We start from the raw sequence: 24120 nt of genomic DNA on the forward strand, positions 1-24120 counted from the left end.
TCGGCTCCCCCACCATGCCACCGCACGCCCCGCATGAGCCGGGCCACCTGCGTGGCGACAAGAAGTTTTACCAGGCCGCTCACGTTGAGCTGAACAACGCGACCAAGCGTCGCAACCTGAACAAGGCCACCACATCCATTCGCGCCAAGCGTGCCAACGTGGTTGCCGAGCTGGATGACTGGGAGGACCTGCGCCGCGCCGGCTCCACCATCAAGCGCGATGTGGCAGCCCGCATGCCGGAGCTGCTAGAGCAGTTCGAGGAGGCCGTCACCGCCCGCGGCGGCCACGTGCACTGGGCGCGTGATTCGAAGGAGGCAGGTGAGATCGTCACACGCCTTGTCAAAGAGACCGGCGAAAAGCAGGTGGTGAAGATCAAGTCCATGGCCACCCAGGAAATTGCACTGAATGATGTGCTGGATGAGGCCGGCATCTTCGCCCAAGAAACCGACCTCGCTGAGTTAATCGTGCAGCTTGGCGACGATTTCCCCTCCCACATTCTGGTTCCCGCCATCCACCGCAACCGGGCAGAGATCCGCGATATCTTCGTCGATAAGATGCCCAATACCGACGACAGCCTCACCTCCAACCCGGCGGAGCTCGCCGAGGCATCGCGCCAGTACCTGCGTGAGCAGTTCATGCAGGCCAAGGTAGCAATCTCGGGTGTGAACTTCGGCATCGCCGAAACCGGCACCGTCTCCATCGTCGAATCCGAAGGCAACGGGCGCATGTGCCTGACTCTGCCTGAGACCCTGATCTCTGTGATGGGCATCGAGAAGCTGCTGCCCTCCTTCCAAGACCTTGAGGTGTTCCTGCAGTTGCTGCCGCGCTCGTCGACAGGCGAACGCATGAACCCCTACACCTCCCTGTGGACCGGCGTGACCGAAGGCGATGGGCCGCAGAACTTCCACATCGTGTTGCTGGACAACGGGCGTACCGCAGCGCTGTCCAACGAGATCGGGCGCGAGGCACTGAAGTGCATCCGCTGCTCCGCCTGCCTCAACGTGTGCCCGGTGTACGAACGCGCCGGCGGACACTCCTACGGTTCAACCTACCCCGGCCCGATCGGCGCGATCTTGACCCCGCAGCTGACCGGCATGGATTCTGCCGACGATGTCACCGCTTCCCTGCCCTACGCGTCCAGCCTGTGCGGGCGTTGCGACGAGGTCTGCCCGGTGGAAATCCCCATCTCCGACGTCCTGCTGGAGATGCGCCACCAGAAGGTGAAGAACCACCCGCCGAAGATCGAAGCGCCAATGTTCAGCGTGCTCACCGCGGTGATGGGTAACTCCAAGCTGTGGGATCGCGTGATGCGCATGGTCGTTCTCGGCCGCGTACTCGGTGGCTTCAACGGTGTGATCGACAACCTGCCGCTCTTTTTGTCCGGCTGGTCAGACGTGCGCGACACCGCCGTGCCGCCGAAAAAGTCTTTCCGCCAGTGGTTCGAATCCGACGAGGCCCAGAAGCTGCTGCGCGATGTCGCACCGGATGCTGACGCGGCCGCCAAGAAAGAGGATAAGTAGATGTCAAGCGCAAAACAGGAAATCTTGACCCGGATCCGCAATGCTCAGAAACTGTCGGACACCCCGGAACAGGTTGACGTGGTGCGCAATTACCGCACCACCTCTGAGCACACGCCCGCCCAGCTGCGCGAGTTGCTCGTCGATAGGCTGGTGGACTACAAAGCCCATGTCATCGAGACCTCCGAGGAGAACCTCAAGGCCGACCTGGCCGCCATCTTGAAGGAGCGTGGCTGCGAGAAGGTCGTCTACGCGCCTAGGCTTGAGGCTTCGCTTTTCGACGATTACTCCGGCTCTGCTGTCCCCGATGACGTGAACCGTGACCCGCGGGAACTCGATGCCGTGGACGCCGTGGTGACTGATTCGCATGTCACCGCTGCCCAAACCGGCACGATTACCCTGCAGGCCGGGGATGTGTGCGGCCGCCGCTCGCTCACACTGGTGCCGGACCGCCACGTGGTCATCGTACGTCCTGACACCGTGGTCTATGGGGTGCCGGAGATGATCGCGCGTCTTGATCCGAACACGCCCACGACGATGATCTCTGGGCCTTCGGCCACCTCCGATATTGAGCTGGTGCGCGTGGAAGGCGTGCACGGCCCACGCGATCTGATCGTGCTGCTGACCTAAACGCAACAGCAAAAACACAACCGCCGGCGATTTCACCTAATAGGTGGAATCAACCGGCGGTTGTGCTGTCATTGTTTCCCGTGCCGCGTATCACCGCGTGCATGTTCTAGTATGAGTGACGATCCTGTCATATACCTGGAAGGTCCTATGCGAAAGCCGACCAATATTCTCAAGAAAAGCTTCGCGCGATTTGGCGCTGTGGCTGCCACTGCGGCACTAACTGTCGGGGTGTGCGCCACCCCTGCGAATGCTGCGCCCGATCCGTTGGCCCCCACTATTGCGTGGGAGGATTGCCCAGCCGAAGTCAACGTCGCCGATGCCCAATGTGGCCGCATCGATGTCCCGCGTGACTACGCCGATCCCACTGGGCCGACCATCTCCTTGGGCTTCGTGCTCAACCCAGCCGATAACCCAGGCGCGCGTCGGGGAACCTTGTTCACCAACCCCGGCGGGCCAGGTGGTAACGCGTACGCCTTCGCTGCAAACACGGAGATTGTCGACCTTCCTGCAGGAATCACCGACGAGTGGGACGTGATCGGTGTCCAACCGCGTGGCTTGGACGGCTCCACCCCGATCTCGTGCAACGAGTACCAGGGCGCACCGCAGGACCTCGTCGATAATTTCGTCGCACCCGGCGCGCTGTTCCAGCGTGCCTGTGACACCTCCGACCCCGGCTACACCCGCACCTTCACCACCAGCAATAACGCTGAAGACTGGGAAATGGTGCGCCGGGCACTCGGTGAGAACACCATTTCTATTCTGGGCTTGTCCTACGGCACCTACTTGGGTTCGGTGTACGCCACGCGCTACCCACAGCGCGTGGATAAGCTTGTCCTCGATTCGGCGATGAACCCCTACATCATGTGGAATGAGCTGATCCTCGGCCAGCGCTCGGCAATGCAGCGTTCCATTTACGAATTCTTCGGCTACGCCGCGGTGAATAATGACCAGTATGGCCTAGGCGATACCCCGCTCAAGGTCTACAACAACTGGGCAAAGAAGGTGCTGGCTGAATCCGGTACCACCCCAACACTGGTGCCGCCGCCGGCCCAAACCGGGGACTTGCCTGCCGATATCGCGTGGGCCGGCCAAGCAGGAGCCGATGCGATGACCGCTCTAGGTGCCCCCGCCTCCCAGGTGGAAAGCCTGAAGAACACCGTGGTCAACGGCGCACAGCAGGGTGAGGCCGCATCCCCAACCTTGCAGGCCACCGTGGCAAGCATGGCCACCCCAATGCAGTGGCACGATCTCGCGTTGCACATCGCGGGTATCGCTCCGATCGAGGAGCTTCTGCCCGGTGCGGCGCAGCGGCAGCTCGAAGAACTCTCGCCGGAGGAACTCGACGAGGTCGTCAGCCAGCAGCTCCACGCCGCTTTCTACATGACGTTGGCCACGTGCAATGAGAACGTCACCCCACCAAACCTGGCACTTTTGCCGGAGTACGTGTGGGGCACCTACGTAATGAAGAATTCGCGCATCCCCTACAACCTGGGATACGGCGCAGGCGTGACCTGCAATGGAGTGGCACCTGTCCGCGGTGTGGAGCACCTCGATGGCTCCCAACTGCGCACCCGCCCGCTGCAGATTTCCGGCACTTTGGACTCGCAGACCGTCTACTCCCAGCGCCACGGTCTTGCCGACGCGATGGGCGCGCACATCCTCACAGTGCACGGCCCAGGCCACGGGCATACCGGCTTCGGCAACCACGCGGTGGACAACATCGTGGTGGATTATCTGCGCACCGGCAACCCTGGGCCCACCGACGCTCCCGGTTACTTCGAGCAGTAGTCACGTCAGGGGCAGGGCGGTTTAGGTCTGTCCCGCAGATGCGTGCTAAAGTTTCATCCGTTGACCGTTAGTAGCGGTTAGCGGTGAGTCTCCGTAGCTCAGTGGATGAGAGCATCGGTTTCCGGTACCGAAGGTCGCAGGTTCGAATCCTGTCGGGGACACCAAGCGAAAACCCCTTCAGCCCAGAACATTGTTCTAGGTTGGAGGGGTTTTCCGCGCTGCCGCTCTTCTCACAGCTGCAAACTGTCGAAGCTGAACTGTTGGAACAGGGCCGTTTTCGCTCTAAACGAGCCCCGAACGCCCCTGTTCCAACAGTTGAGGTCCAGCGGTTTACGCAGAGACGTACTTGGCTACCAGGTACCGGTTGATATCGGAACGGTTAATAATGCCCACCACGTTGCCGCGATCGTCCACCACCGGCGCCTTCTTCAAGTGCTTATCCGATAGCACAGAAGAGATATGCCCCAGATCATCGTTGACATTCACCGTGATCACGCTGCGCGTCGCGATCGTCGACACAGCCGTATCCAGCACGCGAGCCACGTCGGTCTCGAATTCTTCCGAATCATTGTTGACCAGCAGCGCGTACGGCGTAGTAAACGCGGGCACGGAGTCACCGATCGCTTCGAGCACGTCACCGTCAGACACAAACCCTGCCAAGCGGCCGTCCTCAAGTAGTGGCACACCAGAGATTCGCTTATCGACGAACATGCGTAGCGCTTGGCGAATCGACTGGTTGGGGTGCAGGTGGTAAATGTCGGTCTTCATCAGCTCTGCAACAAGGGTCTCGGCAATCTGAGGTGCCTCGTCGTCAAGCGCTTGCGTGCTTGCCGGAACCTGAGCGCGGGTGCCGGTCCACGCCAGGACCGTGCCGATCGCAGCCAGGATGAACAGGACGATGCCCACCCACAGCATGCCGTTGTTGGCGGCCTCATCGGTGCCGCCGCCGGCGCTGATCACCGCGCCGTAGATGCCGGTGGACAGTGCCGTACCCACGCAACCGGCGATCTGGAAGGACGTGGAGAAGATGGTCACGCCGTGCGGGTTCAGCTGGCGTGGCAGGGTCGACAGTGCGAAAGACTGGACTGGGCCGATCGCCATCGCCGAACCCACAATTGCCGGCATGTACAGGACGGTGATCAGCCACAATGCGTCGCCACCCATGGCGTAAGTGGTCGCCACGGCGAACACGGCCATCAGTGCCATGCCGATGGGCAGCAGGTGCTTTGCGCCGCGCTTGTCGTAGATCTGGCCGGCCAGCGGGCCGAACACAACGGCGAGGAGGATCGCCGGGAACAGCACCAGCGAAGCCTGAAGACCAGTAGTGCCATGCACCGACTGGAGGTGCGTGGGCACCAGGATGTTCATGGAGAACACAATGATCAGCGCAATGATGTTGATCAGCACGCCAGCTGCGAATGGGTAGATCTTCAGAGGCTCCAGGTTGATCAGCGGGTCCGCGATGTTGTTCTGGCGGCGCACGAAGAAGACCATGGCGGCTACGCCGACGAGGAAGGCCACGATGGCCACGAGCTTGGCCGGGCCGAAGACCGTCGAGATGCCGTACAGAAGGCCAATCAAGGCGATCGCCACCAGGATCACCGAGGTCATGTCCAGGCGGGCCTTCGCGCTCTCAGAGATGTTGTAAACGGTGAGTAGGCCGACGATGAACACGATTACGGCCAGGCCGGTAAATGTCCAGCACAGTGCGCGCCAGTGCGCGAACTCCAGGATCACGCCGGAGACCAGGATGGCAATCGACGGGCCTAGGGTGGTCATCGCGCCCATGATGCCCATGAACGTGCCCAGCTTCGGACGCGGGGCGACGGTGAGCGCGATCATCATGCCAATGGGCACCAGCAGGCCGGTGCCGATCGATTGGATGATGCGGCCCACCAGCATCACGCTGAAGTTCGGGGCAAGTGCCGTGACCACGCCACCAATGATCAAGGTCGACGACGTGGCCAGGAAGAGCGGCTTGGTGTTGAAGCGCCGCATGAAGAAGCCCGCGGTCGGTGTCATCACGGCGGCGCCCAGCATGTAGGCGGTGGCAAGCCACTGAATGGTGGAAACGTCAACGCCGAAATCGGCCATCATCGGCGTGAAGCCGACGTTGAGGAATGTCTCGTTAAAGGTTGCGATAAACGCTGCGAGGGCAGCCGCGAACATGATCGTTAGCGATTGTTTCTGGGGCGGCTGTTTTTGGGTTGGCTGCGCCATGAAGCCTCTCTTTGTCTACAAGGGGGTACAGGTCAAGGCTTCGGTGGCGTGATCAGATTTACGCCGCCCACATCTGGGCGGCTACATGTCTCGTATTCCAGGCCGGCGTTTTATTGAACACCAATGTGAAAGATATTTCTAATTGGAGGATGGTACCGCAATAAAAAGTTGTACCCTAGGCGGGTACCTAGGAGATAGACGATTGGAGCTTCCTCATGCTGTTTCACGCCCATCTGCAGCCCCGCGTCCCAGCCCACCTGACGCGAGAGATGGCCGAGGACTACCAGGCACGGCAGCAGCGCTATATTCAGTCGCTTATCGACGAGCGCGTGGCCCTTCACGTCTGGCGCGGCTCTGGGACCCGCCAACTCTTTGTGGTGTTTGAGGCGGAATCGCACGTGCGTGCCGACGAGATCCTGCGCGCTTTTCCATTGGCGCGTTATACCGACGTGCTTGTTAATCCGGTTGCCGCCATACAGCGGGCATGAGTATCCAGGCCGCGATGTACAGGATCACGCCGGAGAATCCCAGGAGCGTTGCGACCACAAAGAGTAGGCGCACCAAAGTGGCGTTGATGTCGTAGGTTTCTGCGATGCCTCCACAGACTCCGGCGATGTAGCGATCGGTCTGCGAGCGGACGAGGCGGCGGTTGAAAACGTTGTCGTGGGGGTTGTGTGCAGATGTCATGGCGGGGTGCCCTTTCCAATGTGGTCTGTTTCTGTTCACTTTCTATCTAAGCCGTGAACTGCGGTAACCACATCGGTGATCACCCTGAATTACACCCTGATTAAAGCTCTTACTTCTTCGGAGGGTTCGTCCCGAGCGCCCCGGTGAACCCTGGCGTGCCAGGCACATTGTTGACGGCTTTGACACCTTCCATCCACCGACGGATGTGCTCAATATCTTCTGGGTACATGTGGTCGAAGACGAGGCGGCGAACGCTTTCAACGTGTTCTGGTGCTGCCTGCTTCAGGCGGCGCATGCCCTCCTCCGTTAAGGAGACGACCACACCGCGGGCATCGCCGGGGCTCTTGCGCTTAGTGACCAGCCCACGGCGTTCCATGCGAGTGATCTGGTGAGACGTACGCGAGCGGTCCCACTCCAAGTCAGCACACAAGTCACGCAGGCGGAGTTCGCACCCCTCAGCCTCTGATAAAGCCACCAGTACGGAAAATTCGGACGTCGACAAGTCCGACCCTGCAAGCAAGGTTTCGTCCATCGCGCGACTGATCTTGCGCGTGGTCGCGAGCATGGCGCGCCAAAACTCTTGTTCATCGTCGTTGAGCCAACGTGCTTCTGTAGCCATGTCACAAAGAATACTCGGAGTGATTAATTTTGCGAAATTTTTTCACGCCCTGACCAGTGTTTTCAAGAAAAAGAAGAATTACTTTAAATTTGGAATTGACATGTCACCAACTTTTCCTTAAAGTTGTTGACATCACCGCAAACGGCGCAGGGCGCTACCGCTTGGGTGATACACCAGGAAATTTGAACAACATTTTTAGCAACGATATTTAGGAGCATCACATGCAGAACCTGAACGGTACTTTTGATCTGGACCCAGCACACACCACGATTGGTTTTACTGCCCGCCACGCAATGGTGACCAAGGTCCGCGGCAAGTTCGACGAGTTCGAGTCCACCGTGGTTGTCGACCAGGAGAACCCAGCGAACAACAAGGCTGAGGCAACCATCAATGCTGCTTCCGTGGACTCCGGCAACGAGGACCGCGACAACCACGTGAAGGGCGACGATTTCTTCGCGGTTGACAAGTTCCCAGAGATCAAGTTCTCCTCCACCGAGTTCAACTTGGGCGAGGATGGCACAGGCACCGTGACCGGCGACCTGACCATCCGCGACACCACCAAGCCAGTGACCTTGGACGTTGAGGTCTTCGGTGTTGAGGAAGACCCATTTGGCAACACCCGCGTGGGCTTTGAAGCATCCACCCAGATCAACCGCAAGGACTTCGGTGTTGACTTCCAGGCTCCACTGAACTCCGGTGGCGTGCTGGTTTCTGAGAAGGTCACCCTCGAGATCGAGGGCTCTGGCATCAAGCGTGACGCTTAAGCCGCTTCCCCCCTATTAATCTTCCGCCGCCTGTCTCTTCTTTTCCCTTTCCTTAAGGTCCCTTCTCTCCTTTTCCGATGAGGTCAGGGACATCCGTGGAGAAAAAAGACAGGCGGCGGATTTTTCTTTTCCTGCGAGTTCTAGAGCTGCGTCACGCTGCTTTTTAGCTCGTCCATGCTGTAGCGGGCGGCGGCAGCCACTGTGTCATAGCGTTGCGGGAAACACGTCAGAACAAAGACCTGATTGTTCTTACCCACTTGGCTAAACAGCGTATTCATTAGGGCCAGGCGCTGCGGGTCGGTCGCGCCAAGGGCGTCATCAACGATGACGGGGGCCACAGACTCTTCCCCACCGCTATCGGCGGCGAGCTCGGCAATCGCGAAGCGTGTGAGCACAGCCATTTGCTCTTGTGCGCCGCCAGACAGCTGGGCCAGTTCCACGGTCGCGTCATTGATCGTACGCGCGGTGACCTGCAAGCGATCATCCAACTCGAAAGACACGTCGGGGCCGAAAATCACGCTGGCGTATTTGGTCAATGCTTCCGCAAAAGGTGCGGAATAGCGCTGTCGTGCCTCGTCACGATGCTTATGCATGGTGCTGCGCAACAAATCAACTGCAGCCGCGCGCCGGTCCATTCGCTGCTTTTCCACCTCGAGTGTTTCCACCCGGGCACGGGTCTTATCCACTTCCTCCGCAATTCCTTGGGCCTGCTCGATAAAGATCTGCAAAGCCGACAAGCGGATTTCGGCGGCCTTGGCGCGCTCCTTGAGAATCTCCACTTTCCTTCGTGCTCCCTCAAGCAGCTGCTCGGCCACATCGGGGTTGGCCTGGCGCATCGCAGCAGTCGCGCTGTCCGCTGCCTCGTTGGCCTTCGCTTCCGCTTCCTTCGTGCGGATGACTGCCTCATCTAGTTCATCATCGGCACTGCGCTGGCGGGCCTGTTCCAATTCTTCTGAAGCCGTGGCCAAACTACGTGCCGCAGCTTCGCGCTCTGCCTCTACAATCTGCAATGCAGTCTGTGCTTGGCGCTGCGTCAGTGGTTGCAGAGCTGCCTCAGCCTTCAGCAGTTCGGTATCGGCCTCATCAGCCTCCTTTTGTGCCGCCGCCACGTGCGCCTCAGCGGTCTCGTCGTCAAGCTCCTGAAGCTCCGGATCGAGTTCAGCAACACTTGCGGCAAGCTTTTCTTCCTCAGCATGCAGGTCGTCCGCGCTGGACTTGCCGAGGATAGTCGTGCGGCGCTCGCGCGCCTTGACCAGCTGGTCGGCGTGTTCGCGATGCTTATCGCGAAGAGTCCGGACTTCATCAAGGTCCGCGCATTCCAGTTCCTCCAAAAGATCATTCAGGGTTTCTTCGGCGCGGTTAAGGGCCTCGCGCCCGTCTGTTGCATCGGCCGCGGCCTGGTAACGCGCAGCGAATTCGCCGAAGCGCACTTCAGTACCGTCGTAGACCTGAACTTCGGTAGCTCCGTCAAGGGCGACCTCGCGGCCGTCGACGAGCACTTGGCCCGAGTCTGGGGATGTGACCACCAGTTTTGCTGCGGTCGCCTGGCTGAGCCGGCGTTGCAGCTCCACATCATTGGTGGCCTTTTCGACGGCGCGCACATTCTCGTCAGTAATGGGCCGTTCCGGGGCGCTATCGCGCAGTCGGGCGACTTCAGCGTCTGCATCTTTCAACTGGGCAAGGACGTCGCGTACCTCGGCAAGACGGGCGACCTTGCGCACGATGTCTCGGTTCGCGTTCGCCTCTCGAAGGGCTGTCCGTGCTTCTTGTTCGCGTTTCTTCACCGCCTCTACGGCAGTACTCAACCGTTCAAAGGCTTCCTTTTCCTCCTTGGCTTTGTCGGTGGCGGCCACGATCTTCTCGTCGTATGCAGCCACGTCGCCTTCCGCCTTGGTGACGCGCTCAAGCAGCTGGGCTCGCTGCTTCTGATCTTTCACTGCCTGTTCCGCCTCGCGGGCAGCCACAGCCTGGCGCTCTTGGGCACGCTCGGCTTCCACGCGCGTTTTGTTCGCGGCTTCAAACTCGGCTTCGCGTGCCTTGAGCTGCTCTTCGGCTTCAGGCAGTTCTTGTTCGGTGTGCTCGATTTCCAGCTGCTTCCGGGCTACCTCATCGACATAAGAGCTGAGCTGCTGGGCTTCTGCTTCCTGCCGCTGTAATTCCTCGCGCGCTGCCTCGAGTTCTTTTTCCGCATCGAGCCGCTCTTTGGCCGGCCTGTCGGTCTTGGTGAAGTACTCGAGATACTCTGTCTCGATGCGCTCCATCAACGCGGTGTCTTCGGTACCGGCAAGGTTGTCCTCGTCACCGGCATCCAAAGCGCGCGTCATCGATGGAATGCCCACAGCATCGATGCCTTCGGGCAGCTCGTCCTGGCGCATGAACAGCGTTTCGACGAGTTTGGAGTCCATATTCTCTTCCACGATCTGCGCCAACGTAGCGTCCGCATCGCGGCCAGTGTAGTTCTTTCGGTGGGGCTCGATCACCGTCAGCTCGCTCATGCTCTGGGAAAACCAGCGTTTGCGGATCCGCAGGCGGTACTCACCAATGGTGGCTTCTAGCTCAACCTCGGGAGAGGCATCGCGATGGACCGGGCGCAAGGGCTTGGTGTTCTTATTTTTCGCACCGTGGTTTTCAGTCAGCACAACGCGCAGGGCATCCATGATGGTGGATTTACCTGCTTCGTTATCACCATGGATGACGATCACGCCGGCCTCCGGTAGCTCCGTCAGCTCCAGGTGCTCGATACCGCGGACATTGGTCAGGCGTAAAGAATGAATCAACATCGGGTTTAGCCCTCCTGGCTCAGTCGGAATAGCAAGTTAACAGCATCACGGGCAGTACTACTGCTGGCACCACCGTCACGGTTGGAGGCAGCTTCCACCAGCTCCTTCATGGCGCTCTTGGCAAAGCCTTGCAGGGGTAAGGCCTCCAGCTCCTCATCCCCTGGTTCTAGGTGTAGGTCCATCAAACGGGTACGTTCATAAAGCGCAGCGAAGACCTCCTCGCGCGCAGCCACACCGCTTTCCAGCGCGTGGGTTGCGTCCAGCCCCAACGTGCCACGGATGGAGTACTTGATCGCCGTCCTGGCCTTCGACTCATAAGAATCCACGCGCGCTAAGAACTCGGCGACATCATCTGCGTCTGTCACATCGGCGTGGAGGGCGTCGAAAGTCCACTCCCCCGTCTGCACTTCTTGCACGTCACATCCGCCATCACTATCAAGCGTGACGACGAGGGCATTGCCCGAATTCGTCTCCCCGCCCTGCACGCCGGGGTAATGATCGTGATAATCAGTCACCTCTGGCGAACCTGAAAACCACACTCGCCCGCTCGAGCCCAGCGACATCGTGGAGTGAGTATCACCGAGGGCGAGATAATCAATCACGCCCTCCTCTAAAGCGGCCTCCACGTTAGCCAAATCAATCAAATCCGGTGCCGCATCGCTGGAGAAGGCCTCCACCTGGCCATGGCCCACCATCACTCGCACACCCGATGTCGGCTCCAAGCCGCGCAGCGCTTTGGCCACTAGGTCTTCCGTCGCGCGCTTCGCCGTCAGCGGTGCGCCCACGATTTCCACGCCCTCACGTACCTGGACTGGTTCAAAGGTGGACAGCACGGTCACATTGTCTAAGACTTCGGTCTTGCTAAAGATTGAGTCCGCGACCAAAGGGTCATGGTTGCCCGGCAGCAGGTACACAGGCACAGGCAAGCCGCCAAAAGCTTCCAAAGCACGCCCGGTGGTGCCCCGGTCCAGGGAATTGTGCTCGAACACGTCACCGGCAACCACGATAAATTCGGCACCGTGTTCGTCGGCAAGCGACCCTAAACGCTCCACGGCACGCAAGCGAGCCTCGTTGAAACGTGATTGCGCTTCTGGTTTGAGAAAGGCGCGCGTCATGCCCAGCTGCAGATCAGAGGTGTGAATGAAGGTTAGTTGCGTCATGCTTTAAGTTGTAGCAGACGCTTCGGACATGTGCCCTGAACTGCGGGGATCACTCCCCACGCGTGAGCTCATCGTAGAGGTCTTCGATATCTGCCACCGCGCGCAACTGATCGATGTTGGTAAAAGAAATCGTCTGCATCGCCTTGTGCAGCAAGTCCAGGTCAGAATCATCCAGCATGGGCGCCACCTTCGGCGATGGCACGCTGGGCAGGCCACGGCCCGTCCAGAAAAACTCCGAACCCTCCGCCGAGTTCTCCTTCGACACCGTCGCCGCCGAAGCACGCACGGTATGCTCCAGCGAGTTCAGGTCCAGCCCGCGCAGCTGGAACAGGGCTGGCGGATCCGCGTCAATACGCGCGGCGGCTTTCTCCGCCATCGCAACGGCGTGCTTGCAGGCCTCCGCCTGGTCGGGACAATCGCAGTTGAACACGATGTCGCGTAAGTCCTCTGCCAGAAGCAGGTCCAGTACGCGGTCCTCGAAGGTACCCCGGCGCGCCAAGGTGATCCCGTTGGGGGTGCGCGCCAAGATATCCGTGATCTCGGTCAGTTCCTCCGGTCCGCGGTAGGGCAGGCGCATCACCACGTTGAAAGGTTCGTTCTGGGAGCCGGCCACCTGACCGTGGATGGCGCCATTGCGCAGGTTTAGGTCGATCACGTTGCCGTTGGCGGCGTACTCGCGCCCACGGCTGATCCGCCCCTGGTCAGTCTTGCGGATGGCTGCGTTGAAGATGCGCATGGCCGCCGGGGACCACGTCATGCCTGTTGGTCGCGGTGGGACGTTGACCTCGTCGGCAGAGTTGACGCGTGTGCGGGCGCCAAAGTTGGCGTAGATGACATTGTCTTTGCGTGGACGTGCCATGTGTTACTCCTTTTCTGCCCGGTAGGCCATGAGCCGCTGCAGGTCGTCGGGCTCTAGTTCGGTAATCCAGCCTTCGCCCTCGCCGACGACGGTACCGGCCAACTGCATCTTGCCGTCAAGGACGTCCTGGATGGACTCTTCCATGGTGCCGCGGGTGATCATCTTGTACACGTCGACGTTCTTGTCCTGGCCGATGCGGTAGGCGCGGTCCGTGGCCTGGTTTTCCACCGCAGGGTTCCACCAGCGGTCCATGTGTACCACCATCGAGGCGGCCGTCAAGTTCAAACCGGTGCCGCCAGCCTTCAAGGACAGCAGCATGGCGCGCGGCCCGTCCTCGGACTGGAAGTGAGCGACCATGTTGTCTCGCTTATTCTTGCTCACCCCGCCGTGCAGGAAGGGAATGTCCTCCCCCAGACGCGAGGATATATAGGGCTGCAGGATGTCGCCGAAGGCCTTGTACTGCGTAAAGATCAGCACGCGCCGATCCTCTTCGACGGCCTTGCGCAGCAGCTCCATCAGCTTTTCCACCTTGCCAGAGCGGTGCGCGCCGTTAAGGGTGACCGGTGAGCCATCGCCAAGATAGTGCGACGGGTGATTACAGATCTGCTTGATGCGCGTGATCGTCGCCAGCACCAGCCCCTTGCGCGCCATCCCGCTGCGCTCGCTTAAGGCCCGCTGCATCGAGTCAGTCAACGCCTTATACATGGCGGCCTGCTCAGTGGTCATATCGACGACGACAATCTCCTCTGCCTTCTCCGGAAGATCATCAATAATCGAGGGGTCAGTCTTCAACCGGCGCAGAATGAACGGGGCAGTCAGCCGACGCAGCCGCTCCCCCATCTCCGCCGCCAGATCCTCATCGCGCGAACCCTCAATCGCCTTCGCAAAATGATTGCGGAAGAACGTGGCGGAGCCCAGCATGCCGGGGTTCACGAAGTCCAGGATAGAGCGCATCTCACTCAGCCGGTTCTCAATTGGCGTACCCGTCAGCGCGATGCGGTGGCGCGCCGGGATCGCGCGGACGGACTTGGAGGCGCGTGTCGACGAGTTCTTAATCGCCTGAGCTTCATCAAGGACCACGTGGTCCCAGTCGAACTGGCTGAGCTCGGAAAAGTCGCGCCCCACCACACCGTAGGAGGTGATCAGCACATCCAGGCTCTCCATCGCCTCGAAGAGTTCCGCCCCGTGCAGGCGGTCGGAGCCGTGGTGGACGGCAACCTTCAGCCCCGGCACGAATCGCTTGGCCTCATTGGCCCAGTTGCCCACCACGGACGTGGGTGCGACGACCAGTGTTGGCCCGGCCACGTCCCCGCGTTCGTGTTCCACGGCCAGCATGGTGAGCAGCTGCAGGGTTTTGCCCAGGCCCATATCGTCGGCAAGCACAGCGCCCAGGTTGTTGCGGGACATGAAGTAAAGCCAGTCCACGCCGCGTCGCTGATAGTCGCGCAGCTCGGCCGTCACCGTGTCGGGGACATCCACGCGCAGCGGTGCGGGCATCTCCTGGCCGCCAATCAGGGAGGTGAACCAGGGTGAGCCTTCGAACTCGATAGGTTCGCTGGCCATGGATTCCAGGGCCAGTTCGCGCAGCTCGGCGGCGGAGACCATGCCATTTCCGTCGGCGTCTAAGCCGCCCTCGCCTTCCCCACTCGCGGCGGCGTTATATTCCTCGCGCAACCGCTCGGCTTCGGCGGCCAGCTCTTCGGCGTCCTCGGCCCCGTTGGACTTCGCGATCTCCGCGCGCATCGCCGCCTGTTCCATGCGGCGTTTCAGCCCGGCGCGGGATTGCGCAGCCAGCTGCTCCATGTAGTCGGAGATTTTGCTTAACGACGAGGTGTCGGCCAGAACCCACTCGCCGCGCAGTTTGATCAGGCCGGTTTTGGAGTTGACCAGCTCTGCCATTTCCTCGTCGGTGAGATCCACATCGCCGACGGAGAGGCGCCAATCGTAGGTGAGCAGCTGGTCGAAACCGAGGCGGGTGACTGTGGCAGCGTCGGCTGGGTCGTGGGCGCGCGCCACGTGGAGTTTCGCGGTTGTCTCGGCGGTGGACCAGGCCCGTGGGAGCATGACGGCGAAGCCTGCGGCGCGCAGTGCGGCGGCGTCGTGTTGGACGAACTGGACGATCTGGTCGGTGGTCAGGTAGGTGTCCCAGTCACCGACATTGTTTGGGTCGCCTTGCGTGCCGATCGGTGGGTGCAGGGTGGCATCCACGCGTGGGGTGATCTCCATGGCGCGGCGCAGCGAGCTTTTGAGCTTTTCGGTACTGGTGGGGTCCAGCTCGGCTAGGCGGATGGGCCGTGGTGCATCCGTCCCGCTGCGGACCTGGACGCGGACGGGCCACCGGTCGTCGCCGGTATTCGTGGCGACGGCATCAACGGAATCGGTAGCGTCGGGCTGTTCGACGATGAAGACCATCTGCACGTTGACGGCGGTGATAGAGCCGTTCCACGCGGTGATGTGCTTCAGCAGCTGGGGGCCGCCGCGGCGCAGCGGCTGGGAGCGCAGCAGCGAGTCGACGAAGTCATGCAGCGGGTAGGCTCGCTCTTCTTCGAGCACGTGGCGCAGGCGCGCAGAGGTGATCCAGTGGACGAAGGTCTGGGCGATAGATTCGGACAGGTTGACGTTGTTGACCACGATCGCCCCGGGGGCGGCGGCGACCATGTCTGCTAGCCAGCCGCGCTCCTCCAGCCCGGTGCCTAGCTGCCATTCCGGGAACCACTGGTTGTCGATGTACTGCACGCGGATGCTCACCCGCCCGGCGCGGATGAATTCGGTCAGGCCTTTATACATGCGCAGGATCCAGTAGAGGTCCGGTGCTACCGATTCGCGTTGGGCGCGGGTGGCCGCCGGGGAGTCCTGGTCGAGGAAAGAGATCTGTTCTAGGAAAGAGATGGCCTCATCCGGGGCGAACGCGGCGGCGGGGATGCGCAGGTTCACCTGGCGGCCCTTGGGTGTTTGGAGGGTGGCGCTGACACGGCGGCGGAACTGATCGTCGTTAAGCATCGCTTCGATGACCGGTGGGAACGTGCCCGAGGGGACTTGGGAGGGCAGGATGATGCGGTGGCCGTGCACCTGTTCAACCCAAAGGTTGAGGCCGGAATCTGCAAGCCAGAGTCCGTGCACCAGGTAGTCAGCCATACTTGTCCTACTCAACTTCCTTATTCAACGTGTGATCTTGCTAATAGGCGACGGGTGTCATAACTCGTCGCACCACGTGCGCTATTGTCGAACCAACCATTGTACCCGCGCTAACCACAACGCGTTAGATTGAAAGAAGAACACGGATGAGCGATAACACGTGGATGATTATTGCGATCGTCATTTACTTCGCTGTGATGATCGGTATTGGGTGGTATTCCTACCGCCAAACCAAGAAGTATGACGACTACGTGCTGGGCGATCGTGGCCTCCACCCCTTCGTGGCAGGCTTGTCGGCTGGCGCTTCCGATATGTCGGGCTGGTTGCTCATGGGCCTGCCGGGCGCGCTCTACGTCTCGGGTATGAGTGAGCTGTGGATTGCGATCGGCTTGCTGATCGGCACGTGGGCGAACTGGCGCTATGTTGCCCCGCGCATGCGCTCCTACTCGGAGGTCGCCGGTAACTCGATCACCATGCCCAGCTTCTTCGAAAACCGCGTGCACGATTCTTCACGCATTCTGCGTATTCTAGCTGCCGCCATCATTATCTTCTTCTTCACTTTCTACGTGTCCTCCGGCATGGTGGCCGGCGGCCGCTACTTCGAGTCCACCTTCCAGGGCGACTACCTGACGGGCATGCTGATCGTCGGTGGCATTACGGTGCTGTACACCTTCATTGGCGGTTTCCTTGCGGTGAGCTACACCGACGTGGTGCAGGGCCTGCTGATGTTTTCGGCACTACTGATCGTTCCGATCATGGCGTTTATCTCGCTGGATGATCCCAGCACGCTGTTTAGCTTTGCGACGAACAATGCTTACGGCCCGCACTCCGAACCGAATGAGACCTACTTCAACCTGATCGCTGGCGTCTCTGCCGTGACCATCATCGGCAACCTGGCGTGGGGTCTGGGCTATTTTGGCCAGCCGCACATTATTTCCAGGTTCATGGCGCTGCGCTCCCCTTCCCAGGCACGCCAGGCCGGTAACTATGGCGTGTTCTGGGTGACGTTGTGCTTCCTCGGAGGCATCGCCACGGCGATCATCTCCACGCAGTACTTCGAGGAAAAGAGCGCCACGGTCACTGACACCACCAGCTATGAGACGATCTTCCTCGACCTGACGCGGATCATGTTCCACCCGCTGATCGCCGGCATCATCTTGACAGCCGTGCTGGCTGCCATCATGTCCACGATGAGCTCCCAGCTGCTGGTGACCTCCTCTGCCCTCGTCGAGGACATCTACCGCGTGTTCGGCAAGAAGCGCGTGTCCACCACCGGGCTGCTGCTAGGTTCGCGCCTGATGGTGCTGGCGGTGGCGATCGTCGCAATGCTGCTCGCGATCAACCCCTCCGATTCGATCTTGAACCTGGTGGGCTTCGCGTGGGCCGGCTTCGGTTCCGCGTTCGGCCCGGTCATCCTGGCCTCGCTGTACTGGAAGCGCCTGACCGCGCCAGGGGCGATTGCAGGCATGGCCACCGGGGCGGTCGTCTCCTTCGTGTGGGGCAATATCGATGCCGACTGGGCCGCGATGTACGAAATCGTCCCCGGCTTCTTCTCCGCGGCCATCGTGATGGTGCTGGTTTCGCTGGCCACCAAACCACACCCAGAGGCAGAGGCCGAGTTCGATGAGGCCATCGCCGTCACCCGCTACTCCTCCCAGCACCCGAATACCACCTTTGCGCAGGCCCGTGAACAGATTCACACTTCCCCGCGCGAGGGAACCACTGAGGGGTCCACCGCAGTCTAAGGAGGTATGCGCACTTTTACCCGCGTCTACCTTCTAGTCCTGATACTGCTCACGCTTGCCACCGTCCCGCTTCCTGCTCCACCCGGGATCGACACGGGCGCGCGTGAGCTTTCTGCTTTTTTGGACCACACACCCTCTTCCGCACACCGCGAGCGGATCCCCGGATATAGGCGCGAGGCTTTCGGCCCCGGCTGGGCCACCCTTTCCTCCGGCTGCACCGTACGCGAGCAGCTTCTGGTTGAGCATTTTTCGCTTGACGACGATCCCCCTTCCGTACCCGCCAAACGGTCCTGCCCCTCGTCGTTAAGCACCCTTGATCCTGCTGTTGTGATCACGGACCCGTACACGGGCAGCGAGCTGGTGCGCACGGACGTGGAGATTGACCACCTGGTGCCGTTGGCGGCGGCGTGGGACCTGGGGGCACATAGCTGGGACGACGCGGCGCGGGAGGCGTTTGCGAATGACCCGCTGAATCTGGTGGTCACCTCAAGGGAGGCGAACCAGGAGAAGTCGGACAAGCTGCCGAGTGAGTGGCTGCCGCCTGCTCGTGCTGCGCGATGCGACTACGCCATTAGAATGGCCAGCGTCGCCTATCGATACTCTTTGGCGCTGCCGGAGGGAGACAAGAAAGTCCTGCGCAGGCAATGCCGTTTGACTATCGGTGCGTGGTTCATCGTAAGGTAAACACGAACATTTCCCGATTTTATTAGAGACTGTGAGGCATACATGCTGAATTCCCTTCTCATCTTCTTTCACGTGGCCGCGGCGATCCTGCTGCTGGCACCCGTGATGGTGGGTGTCTCCGCTTTCCCACGCCAGGCTGACGCAGCCCGTGCCGGCGACGAACGCGCTGCCGGACGCGCACAGCTGCTGCACCGTGTCAGCTCCACCTACGGTATGCTCTCCGCGCTGGTTCCGCTGCTGGGTGCTGCGGTGCTGTTCGCTGGTTGGTCCGAGTACAAGACCATGTGGCAGTTCCACACCTCGCTGATCGTGGCCATCGTGGCGTGGGCGGTCCTGATCGCGCTGGTGATCCCGCAGCAGAAGAAGATGATGGGCAGCCTCAACCTGCTGCCGGCATCCGATGCGGATCCAGAGCATGACCACGTTGCCAACTGGGATGGTGCAAAGAAGAAGGCCACCATTGGCGGCGGCATCTTTAACCTGCTGTGGATCATTCTTCTGATCCTGATGTACGTCTAAAACAACTAGCCGCCTCTCCCCTGGCGCAGCGCCTCTTTGAGGGGAAAGCAAAGGTCCGCATCCTTTTACGGGATGCGGACCTTTTTGCTTTTTTGAAGTGCGTGTTAAGCGTGCGGTCTTAGTCGCGCCAACGGCCACCACGGCCACCGCGTCCACCACGATCGTCACGGTCGCGGCCACCACGGTAACCTCCGCGGCCACCGCGGTCATCACGGTCACGGCCACCACGGTAACCACCGCGGCCGCCACGACCACGGCCACCGGCACCACCACGGAAGTGGCCGGCGCCGCCGCCAGCATCCTTCTCAATGTGGATCAGCTGGCCGGAGATGCGGGTGTCTTCCAAGCGGTCCAGGACGGACGGGTCCAGGTTCTTCGGCAGCTCTACCAGGGTGTGGTCCACCGCGATAGTGATGCGTCCGAAGTCTTTGGAGCTCAATCCGCCCTCGTTGGCGATCGCACCGACGATGGCGCCAGGGCGCACGTGCTGGCGCTTGCCCACCGCAAGGCGGTAGGTTTCGAAGTCGCCGTCTCGCTCGAAGCGGTCGCGTCCACGGCCCCGGTCGCCGCGATCTCCACGGTCAAAGCGGTCGCGTCCGCCGCGGTCACGGCGATCATCACGGTCCCACTTGTCGCGGTCGCGGCGATCCCGCTTCTGCTTCGGTGGCTCCTTCATGAAGAACTCTTCGCCGGCCTGCGCCTGGGTTGCCAGGGCTGCGGCTACGTCCTCCATTGGCACGTCGTTGGCCTCGGAGTAGTCCTTGACCAGCTTGCGGAAGATGTCCATCTCCTTGGATTCCAAAGATTCGGTGATGGAGTCAGCGAACTTCGCCTTGCGCGACTCGTTGACCTCATCAACCGTCGGCAGTTCCATCTCTTCGATCTTCGCGTTGGTCACGCGCTCAATGGAGCGCAGCATGCGACGCTCGCGCGGAGTGACGAACAGGATCGCCTCACCGGAACGTCCGGCACGGCCGGTTCGGCCAATGCGGTGGACGTAGCTTTCGGTGTCATTCGGAATATCGTAGTTGAACACGTGGGAGATGCGCTCCACGTCCAGACCACGAGCAGCCACATCCGTAGCCACCAGAATGTCTAGGCGGCCGTCACGCAGCTGGTCCACGGTGCGCTCACGCTGCTGCTGGGCGATATCGCCGTTGATTGCAGCCGCCGAGAACCCACGTGCGCGCAGCTTCTCTGCCAGTTCCTCGGTTTCGTGCTTGGTGCGCACGAACACGATCATGGCGTCGAACTCGGTCACCTCAAGGATGCGGGTGATCGCGTCCAGCTTGTTGCGGTGCGCCGTGAACAGGTAGCGCTGGCGGATGTTGGTGTTGGTGCGGGTCTCGCTCTTAACGGTGACCTCTGCTGGATTGTCCAAGTACTGCTTGGAAATCTTGCGGATCCCGTTCGGCATGGTTGCCGAAAACAGTGCGACCTGCTTCTCATTCGGGGTGTCTTCCAGGATGCGTTCCACGTCTTCCTGGAAGCCCATGTTCAACATCTCGTCGGCCTCATCGAGCACCAAGAAGCGCAAGTTGGAAATATCCAGCGTGCCCTTCTCCAAATGGTCGATGACACGGCCTGGCGTGCCGACGATAATCTGCGCACCACGGCGCAGGCCTGCCAGCTGGACGCCGTAGGCCTGACCGCCGTAAATCGGCAGTACCTGGATCTTGCCCAGGTGGTCCGCGAAGGACTGGAAGCTGTCTGCCACCTGGAGCGCTAGCTCACGTGTGGGCGCCAGCACCAGGGCCTGCGGATAGCGCTCATTCGGGTCGATTTGGCTGAGAACTGGAAGCGCAAAGGCTGCGGTCTTACCCGTACCAGTTTGCGCGAGACCGACAACGTCTCGGCCTTCCATCAGCAGTGGAATCGTCTCAGCCTGAATGGCGGAAGGCTTCTCAAAGCCCACGCGCTTGACGGCATTCAGGACCTTCTCGGGCAGGCCGAGGTTGTCAAAGCCGTTGTCGGCGTCCTCTGCAGGTTCTTCGGTTACTTCTTCATTGGCCGTATCCGCTTCTGCGGTGTCGGCGCCGGTGTCCTCAGAGTCCGCCGCATCCCTGGTGTCTTCGTTAGTGGCCTGCACAGTTTCCTGCTCTGCCACGACATCCTGCGGGTTATTCTGAGTTTCCGACTCATTAACATTGTCCGGCTCATGTACGTCGCCGGTGACGTTTTCGGAATTGCTCATCGCCTACGAACAGTACGCCACTGATCCACTTTTCACCATTCGCTTTACGACGACACGCCCACCCCACCACCAATTCGTGCGATCAATGGGGGTAGTTTTCGAGCAGCTCAAGCAATATGTCCGCACAATGTGGGGACCAGTCCCCGAAACGCTGACACCCGCAAACATCACGCGATACAGCGCAGTGTATGAAACGACAAGTAATTGCCTTCGTTGCCGCCTCCGCACTGGTGTTAACCGGCTGCGACGGCGACAGCAGCCAGACAGACAGTGAAGCACTACCGGAGCCGACCATGTCGTCGTCCTCTGACGGTGCCGAAGACTCCACGGAGGACTCTGAAACCACCGACGACACCGCAGAGGAATCGTCGGAAAGCGAGAACGACCAAGAACTAATTTCGGTGAACCCTAACGAGTTCCAAGCTTCAGATTCTGTGTGGGTGGTCTCTACCGACGATAATGCCCAGTGTCTCCTCAAAACTACTGAAGGAGATGAGCGATTCAACTGTAACCTGGCGTTTGCTGATCCGAAGCCGCCGGCACTTTCGGCTGTGACAGGTATGGATCCCCTCGCCGAAGAGCCAAATATTGCCTCAATTGACCCAGTAGTCGGGGTATACGCTGACTGGGCTCCTGGTGCCCAAGGTAACCCGCCCGTGGGCTACCTAGAGCCGGGAGAAAGCACGGAGATTGAAGGTATTGAGTTCGCCCACCTCCCTGACGGCACGTTCAAGGTGTCCATGGGCACCCACTGGTTCACGATGAAAGATGGCGTGTTCGAGAAATCAAGGGCACCGTTTGTCGAGGACGATGCCGAGTTCGTCAGCGGTGATGCACAAGCAGGCGAGGTCTGCGGAGAAGTGAAATCCAAGGGCGACGGCTCCACTTTGCGCGTTGTCGCGGAAGAACCCACGGATTGCACCGTGGCAATGGAGGTCATGTCTGACTACATGAGCGACTCTCCAAGCGGCACGCCGCCGCAGGGTTCCGGCGGCCACTGGCTGGCGCCGAACAGTTGGCATTGTGGGAGAAGCTACCTCTTCCCCCGAGAAGAAGCGGTTGGCTATAAGTATTCTCCCGGATGTGACTCCTTCCGCGCGACCGACGGCAGCTACGGCAGCGTGGCGGCAGTGCCAATGGATTGGGAGTACGCCAAGCTCTAAATCGAGTTCCTAGGATCCTTCTTTAAAGCTGCCATCTGCGGTGATCACTGGCTGCACCGACCAGCAGAAGTTAATCCACTTGTCGGTTTCCTTCCACGAGTAATCGGGCTGGAACGTCGTCGTCGGCTTCGTGTAGATCACCGCGGAACGCACCTCGATAGGCACCTTGGGGCTGTTCGGATTCAGGTCCTCGTGCTCCAGGATGCGGCAGACTAGGTTCAGCGTCTCACCGGAGTCCGCCACGTCATCGACGACCAGCACGCGCTTGCCCGCCAGGTTGGATGAGTCCAAGTACGGTGGCAGCAGCATCGGCTCCGGCAGGGTCTGGCCGATGTCCGTGTAAAACTCCACGTTGATCGAGCCCAATGGCTTAATGCCCATCGCATAGCCTAGCGCCCCTGCGGCGATGAGTCCACCGCGCGCTACGGCGATGATCAGGTCAGGCACCCAGCCGGAGTCCACAATCTGCTGTGTAAGTTCACGGCTTGCCTCGCCGAACGTCTCCCACGTGAGGTTTTCACGTTCCGGATCGACCCACTTTGGTTGGTTCATGCTCACCACCGAAGCTCCCTTCGCCCTTCTTGGACTTCAAAAGATATGTGTTGTTAGACAGCTTAAATGGTTCCGCCCGGACTTTCGTAACCTACCAGGCCTTTCCGTAAAACCGCAGGACGCCTGCACGGCAGGCCTGAAGGCTTTTCGACGATCGCCTCAGCCAAACGCCAGCGAGTTCACCGCAATCCCCCATACTCGCCCCATTGTTTTATTAACATAGGGAATCATGACATCGAATCTGCGCGCTCTGGCAGTTTTATCGCTTCTCACCCCAGTTGCCCTGGTTGGGTGTTCTGCCACGCAGGACCCAGAGGCTGAACCCTCGCCGGAAGTCTTCACCACCGTCGCTGAGGACACGGAAGCCCAAGACGAGGCCGAAGAAGAAACGACGGAGCCAGAGACCGCAGAGGATCCCGATATCGAACGCTTCGCCCTTGCCAAGGACATTTACGCGGTCAAGGTGCCAGGTTATGGCGCCTGCACTGTCGATCTAGTAGCGGATTCCATGTTCTGCCGCGTCGACGATCCTGAGGACTTCAACTTCCCTTCGGCGACGTCAATGCATGATCCCGTGGTAGGCTTCTACCCCGACCCGGACGGCGACCCCGCCCCCTTCGAGCAGGCCGAGGAGCTCCACCGCGGCGAGATCGTCAACATTGGCGGAACGATTCTCTCCCACAACGACAATGGGACCATCCGCGTCGACCGCGGCCCGCACTGGTTCGCCCTCGTCGACGGGCAGCCCGTCCTCGGCGAGTCCCCCTACTCCCTTCCCGAGCCGCCGATCAGCGACGGGCCAGCACACATGGGCGAAGTCTGCGGCCAGGTCACCATTGGCGAGGACATCAGGTTGAACATCACCGCGCTTAACGACGAAACCCTCTGCCCCGCCGCCCGGGATGCTGTGACCGCATACATTCACGATCACCGCGGCGAGGGTGAGTGGACAAGCCCCGATGGCTGGGAATGCTCCCGCGACTACGCCTTCCCCGCTGAAGAGGTCAGGCCCGAAGACCGCTTCCCTACCTGCAAGCACCCCGACGATGGAGCTGCCGCTGCAGTCTCCATGAAGTGGCCCTAGAGTCGCTTAGTTAGTCTTAG

The 24120-nt window shown here is 60.5% G+C and carries 19 protein-coding genes and 1 tRNA gene; 11 read left to right on the forward strand and 9 right to left on the reverse strand.

Features of this window, described 5'->3' with window-relative positions:
- The first annotated feature begins 14 nt into the window (after window positions 1–14).
- The 4 genes from B097_RS0102055 to B097_RS0102070 all read left to right on the forward strand — a co-directional run bounded on the left by B097_RS0102055 (window position 15) and on the right by B097_RS0102070 (window position 4099).
- Window positions 15–1520, forward strand: coding sequence for a LutB/LldF family L-lactate oxidation iron-sulfur protein (locus B097_RS0102055; protein ID WP_040429258.1), 1506 nt, complete (start codon window positions 15–17; stop codon window positions 1518–1520).
- Window positions 1521–2147: a LutC/YkgG family protein gene (locus B097_RS0102060; RefSeq protein WP_018580875.1), complete on the forward strand. Its 627-nt coding sequence runs from the start codon at window positions 1521–1523 to the stop codon at window positions 2145–2147.
- A 147-nt stretch (window positions 2148–2294) separates the two neighbouring features.
- A complete protein-coding gene (locus B097_RS0102065; RefSeq protein WP_018580876.1) occupies window positions 2295–3935 on the forward strand; it encodes an alpha/beta fold hydrolase in 1641 nt (546 codons plus the stop codon).
- A gap of 87 nt (window positions 3936–4022) precedes the next feature.
- Window positions 4023–4099, forward strand: a tRNA-Arg gene (locus B097_RS0102070).
- 166 nt (window positions 4100–4265) lie between these two features.
- Here the strand turns inward: B097_RS0102070 and B097_RS0102075 are convergent.
- Window positions 4266–6155: an MFS transporter gene (locus tag B097_RS0102075; RefSeq protein ID WP_018580877.1), complete on the reverse strand. Its 1890-nt coding sequence runs from the start codon at window positions 6153–6155 to the stop codon at window positions 4266–4268.
- Between the two features lie 215 nt (window positions 6156–6370).
- Here B097_RS0102075 and B097_RS0102080 point away from each other — a divergent pair, with 215 nt between their 5' ends.
- A complete protein-coding gene (locus B097_RS0102080) occupies window positions 6371–6643 on the forward strand; it encodes a muconolactone Delta-isomerase family protein (protein WP_026254239.1) in 273 nt (90 codons plus the stop codon).
- Here B097_RS0102080 and B097_RS0102085 read toward each other — a convergent pair.
- A complete protein-coding gene (locus tag B097_RS0102085) occupies window positions 6612–6842 on the reverse strand; it encodes a PspC domain-containing protein (RefSeq protein ID WP_018580878.1) in 231 nt (76 codons plus the stop codon). The two genes, B097_RS0102080 and B097_RS0102085, sit on opposite strands and share 32 nt — an antisense overlap.
- 109 nt (window positions 6843–6951) lie before the next feature.
- Window positions 6952–7461: a MarR family winged helix-turn-helix transcriptional regulator gene (locus B097_RS0102090; RefSeq protein ID WP_018580879.1), complete on the reverse strand. Its 510-nt coding sequence runs from the start codon at window positions 7459–7461 to the stop codon at window positions 6952–6954.
- A gap of 221 nt (window positions 7462–7682) precedes the next feature.
- Between B097_RS0102090 and B097_RS0102095 the strand changes: the two genes are divergently transcribed.
- The gene (locus B097_RS0102095) at window positions 7683–8225 is read left to right on the forward strand and encodes a YceI family protein (protein WP_018580880.1); all 543 of its coding nucleotides are present in this window, start codon (window positions 7683–7685) and stop codon (window positions 8223–8225) included.
- Between the two features lie 140 nt (window positions 8226–8365).
- Here B097_RS0102095 and B097_RS0102100 read toward each other — a convergent pair whose 3' ends face one another.
- The 4 genes from B097_RS0102100 to B097_RS0102115 are packed head-to-tail and all read right to left on the reverse strand — an operon-like array spanning window position 8366 to window position 16159.
- Window positions 8366–11005, reverse strand: a complete 2640-nt coding sequence (locus tag B097_RS0102100) for an AAA family ATPase (protein WP_018580881.1) — start codon at window positions 11003–11005, stop codon at window positions 8366–8368.
- A gap of 5 nt (window positions 11006–11010) precedes the next feature.
- On the reverse strand, window positions 11011–12165 hold the full coding sequence (locus B097_RS0102105) for a metallophosphoesterase family protein (protein WP_018580882.1): 1155 nt from the start codon (window positions 12163–12165) through the stop codon (window positions 11011–11013).
- 49 nt (window positions 12166–12214) lie between these two features.
- Window positions 12215–13024 carry a hypothetical protein gene (locus B097_RS0102110; protein WP_018580883.1) on the reverse strand — a complete coding sequence of 270 codons (810 nt, stop codon included), beginning with the start codon at window positions 13022–13024 and terminating at the stop codon, window positions 12215–12217.
- Between the two features lie 3 nt (window positions 13025–13027).
- Window positions 13028–16159 (reverse strand): DEAD/DEAH box helicase, encoded by a 3132-nt coding sequence (locus B097_RS0102115; protein WP_018580884.1) that lies wholly within the window; start codon window positions 16157–16159, stop codon window positions 13028–13030.
- Window positions 16160–16305: 146 nt separating this feature from the next.
- Here B097_RS0102115 and putP point away from each other — a divergent pair, with 146 nt between their 5' ends.
- The 3 genes from putP to B097_RS0102130 are packed head-to-tail and all read left to right on the forward strand — an operon-like array spanning window position 16306 to window position 19107.
- Window positions 16306–17904: a sodium/proline symporter PutP gene (putP, locus tag B097_RS12315; protein WP_018580885.1), complete on the forward strand. Its 1599-nt coding sequence runs from the start codon at window positions 16306–16308 to the stop codon at window positions 17902–17904.
- A 6-nt stretch (window positions 17905–17910) separates the two neighbouring features.
- Window positions 17911–18588 (forward strand): HNH endonuclease family protein, encoded by a 678-nt coding sequence (locus tag B097_RS0102125; protein ID WP_018580886.1) that lies wholly within the window; start codon window positions 17911–17913, stop codon window positions 18586–18588.
- Window positions 18589–18630: 42 nt separating this feature from the next.
- Window positions 18631–19107: a hypothetical protein gene (locus B097_RS0102130; protein ID WP_018580887.1), complete on the forward strand. Its 477-nt coding sequence runs from the start codon at window positions 18631–18633 to the stop codon at window positions 19105–19107.
- A 118-nt stretch (window positions 19108–19225) separates the two neighbouring features.
- On the opposite strand, the gene B097_RS0102135 is transcribed toward B097_RS0102130, so the two are convergent.
- Entirely contained in the window at window positions 19226–21301 is a 2076-nt protein-coding gene (locus B097_RS0102135; protein WP_018580888.1) for a DEAD/DEAH box helicase, read from the reverse strand.
- A gap of 188 nt (window positions 21302–21489) precedes the next feature.
- Between B097_RS0102135 and B097_RS0102140 the strand changes: the two genes are divergently transcribed.
- Entirely contained in the window at window positions 21490–22464 is a 975-nt protein-coding gene (locus B097_RS0102140; RefSeq protein WP_026254241.1) for a hypothetical protein, read from the forward strand.
- A gap of 9 nt (window positions 22465–22473) precedes the next feature.
- On the opposite strand, the gene B097_RS0102145 is transcribed toward B097_RS0102140, so the two are convergent.
- Complete coding sequence (locus tag B097_RS0102145) at window positions 22474–23016, reverse strand: phosphoribosyltransferase (protein WP_026254242.1); 543 nt, start codon at window positions 23014–23016, stop codon at window positions 22474–22476.
- Window positions 23017–23245: 229 nt separating this feature from the next.
- Here B097_RS0102145 and B097_RS0102150 point away from each other — a divergent pair, with 229 nt between their 5' ends.
- Window positions 23246–24100: a hypothetical protein gene (locus tag B097_RS0102150; RefSeq protein ID WP_018580891.1), complete on the forward strand. Its 855-nt coding sequence runs from the start codon at window positions 23246–23248 to the stop codon at window positions 24098–24100.
- Window positions 24101–24120: the final 20 nt, after the last annotated feature.

It is taken from the genome of Corynebacterium pilosum DSM 20521 = CIP 103422 (genome assembly GCF_000373805.1).
In the GTDB taxonomy this organism is placed as follows: domain Bacteria; phylum Actinomycetota; class Actinomycetes; order Mycobacteriales; family Mycobacteriaceae; genus Corynebacterium; species Corynebacterium pilosum.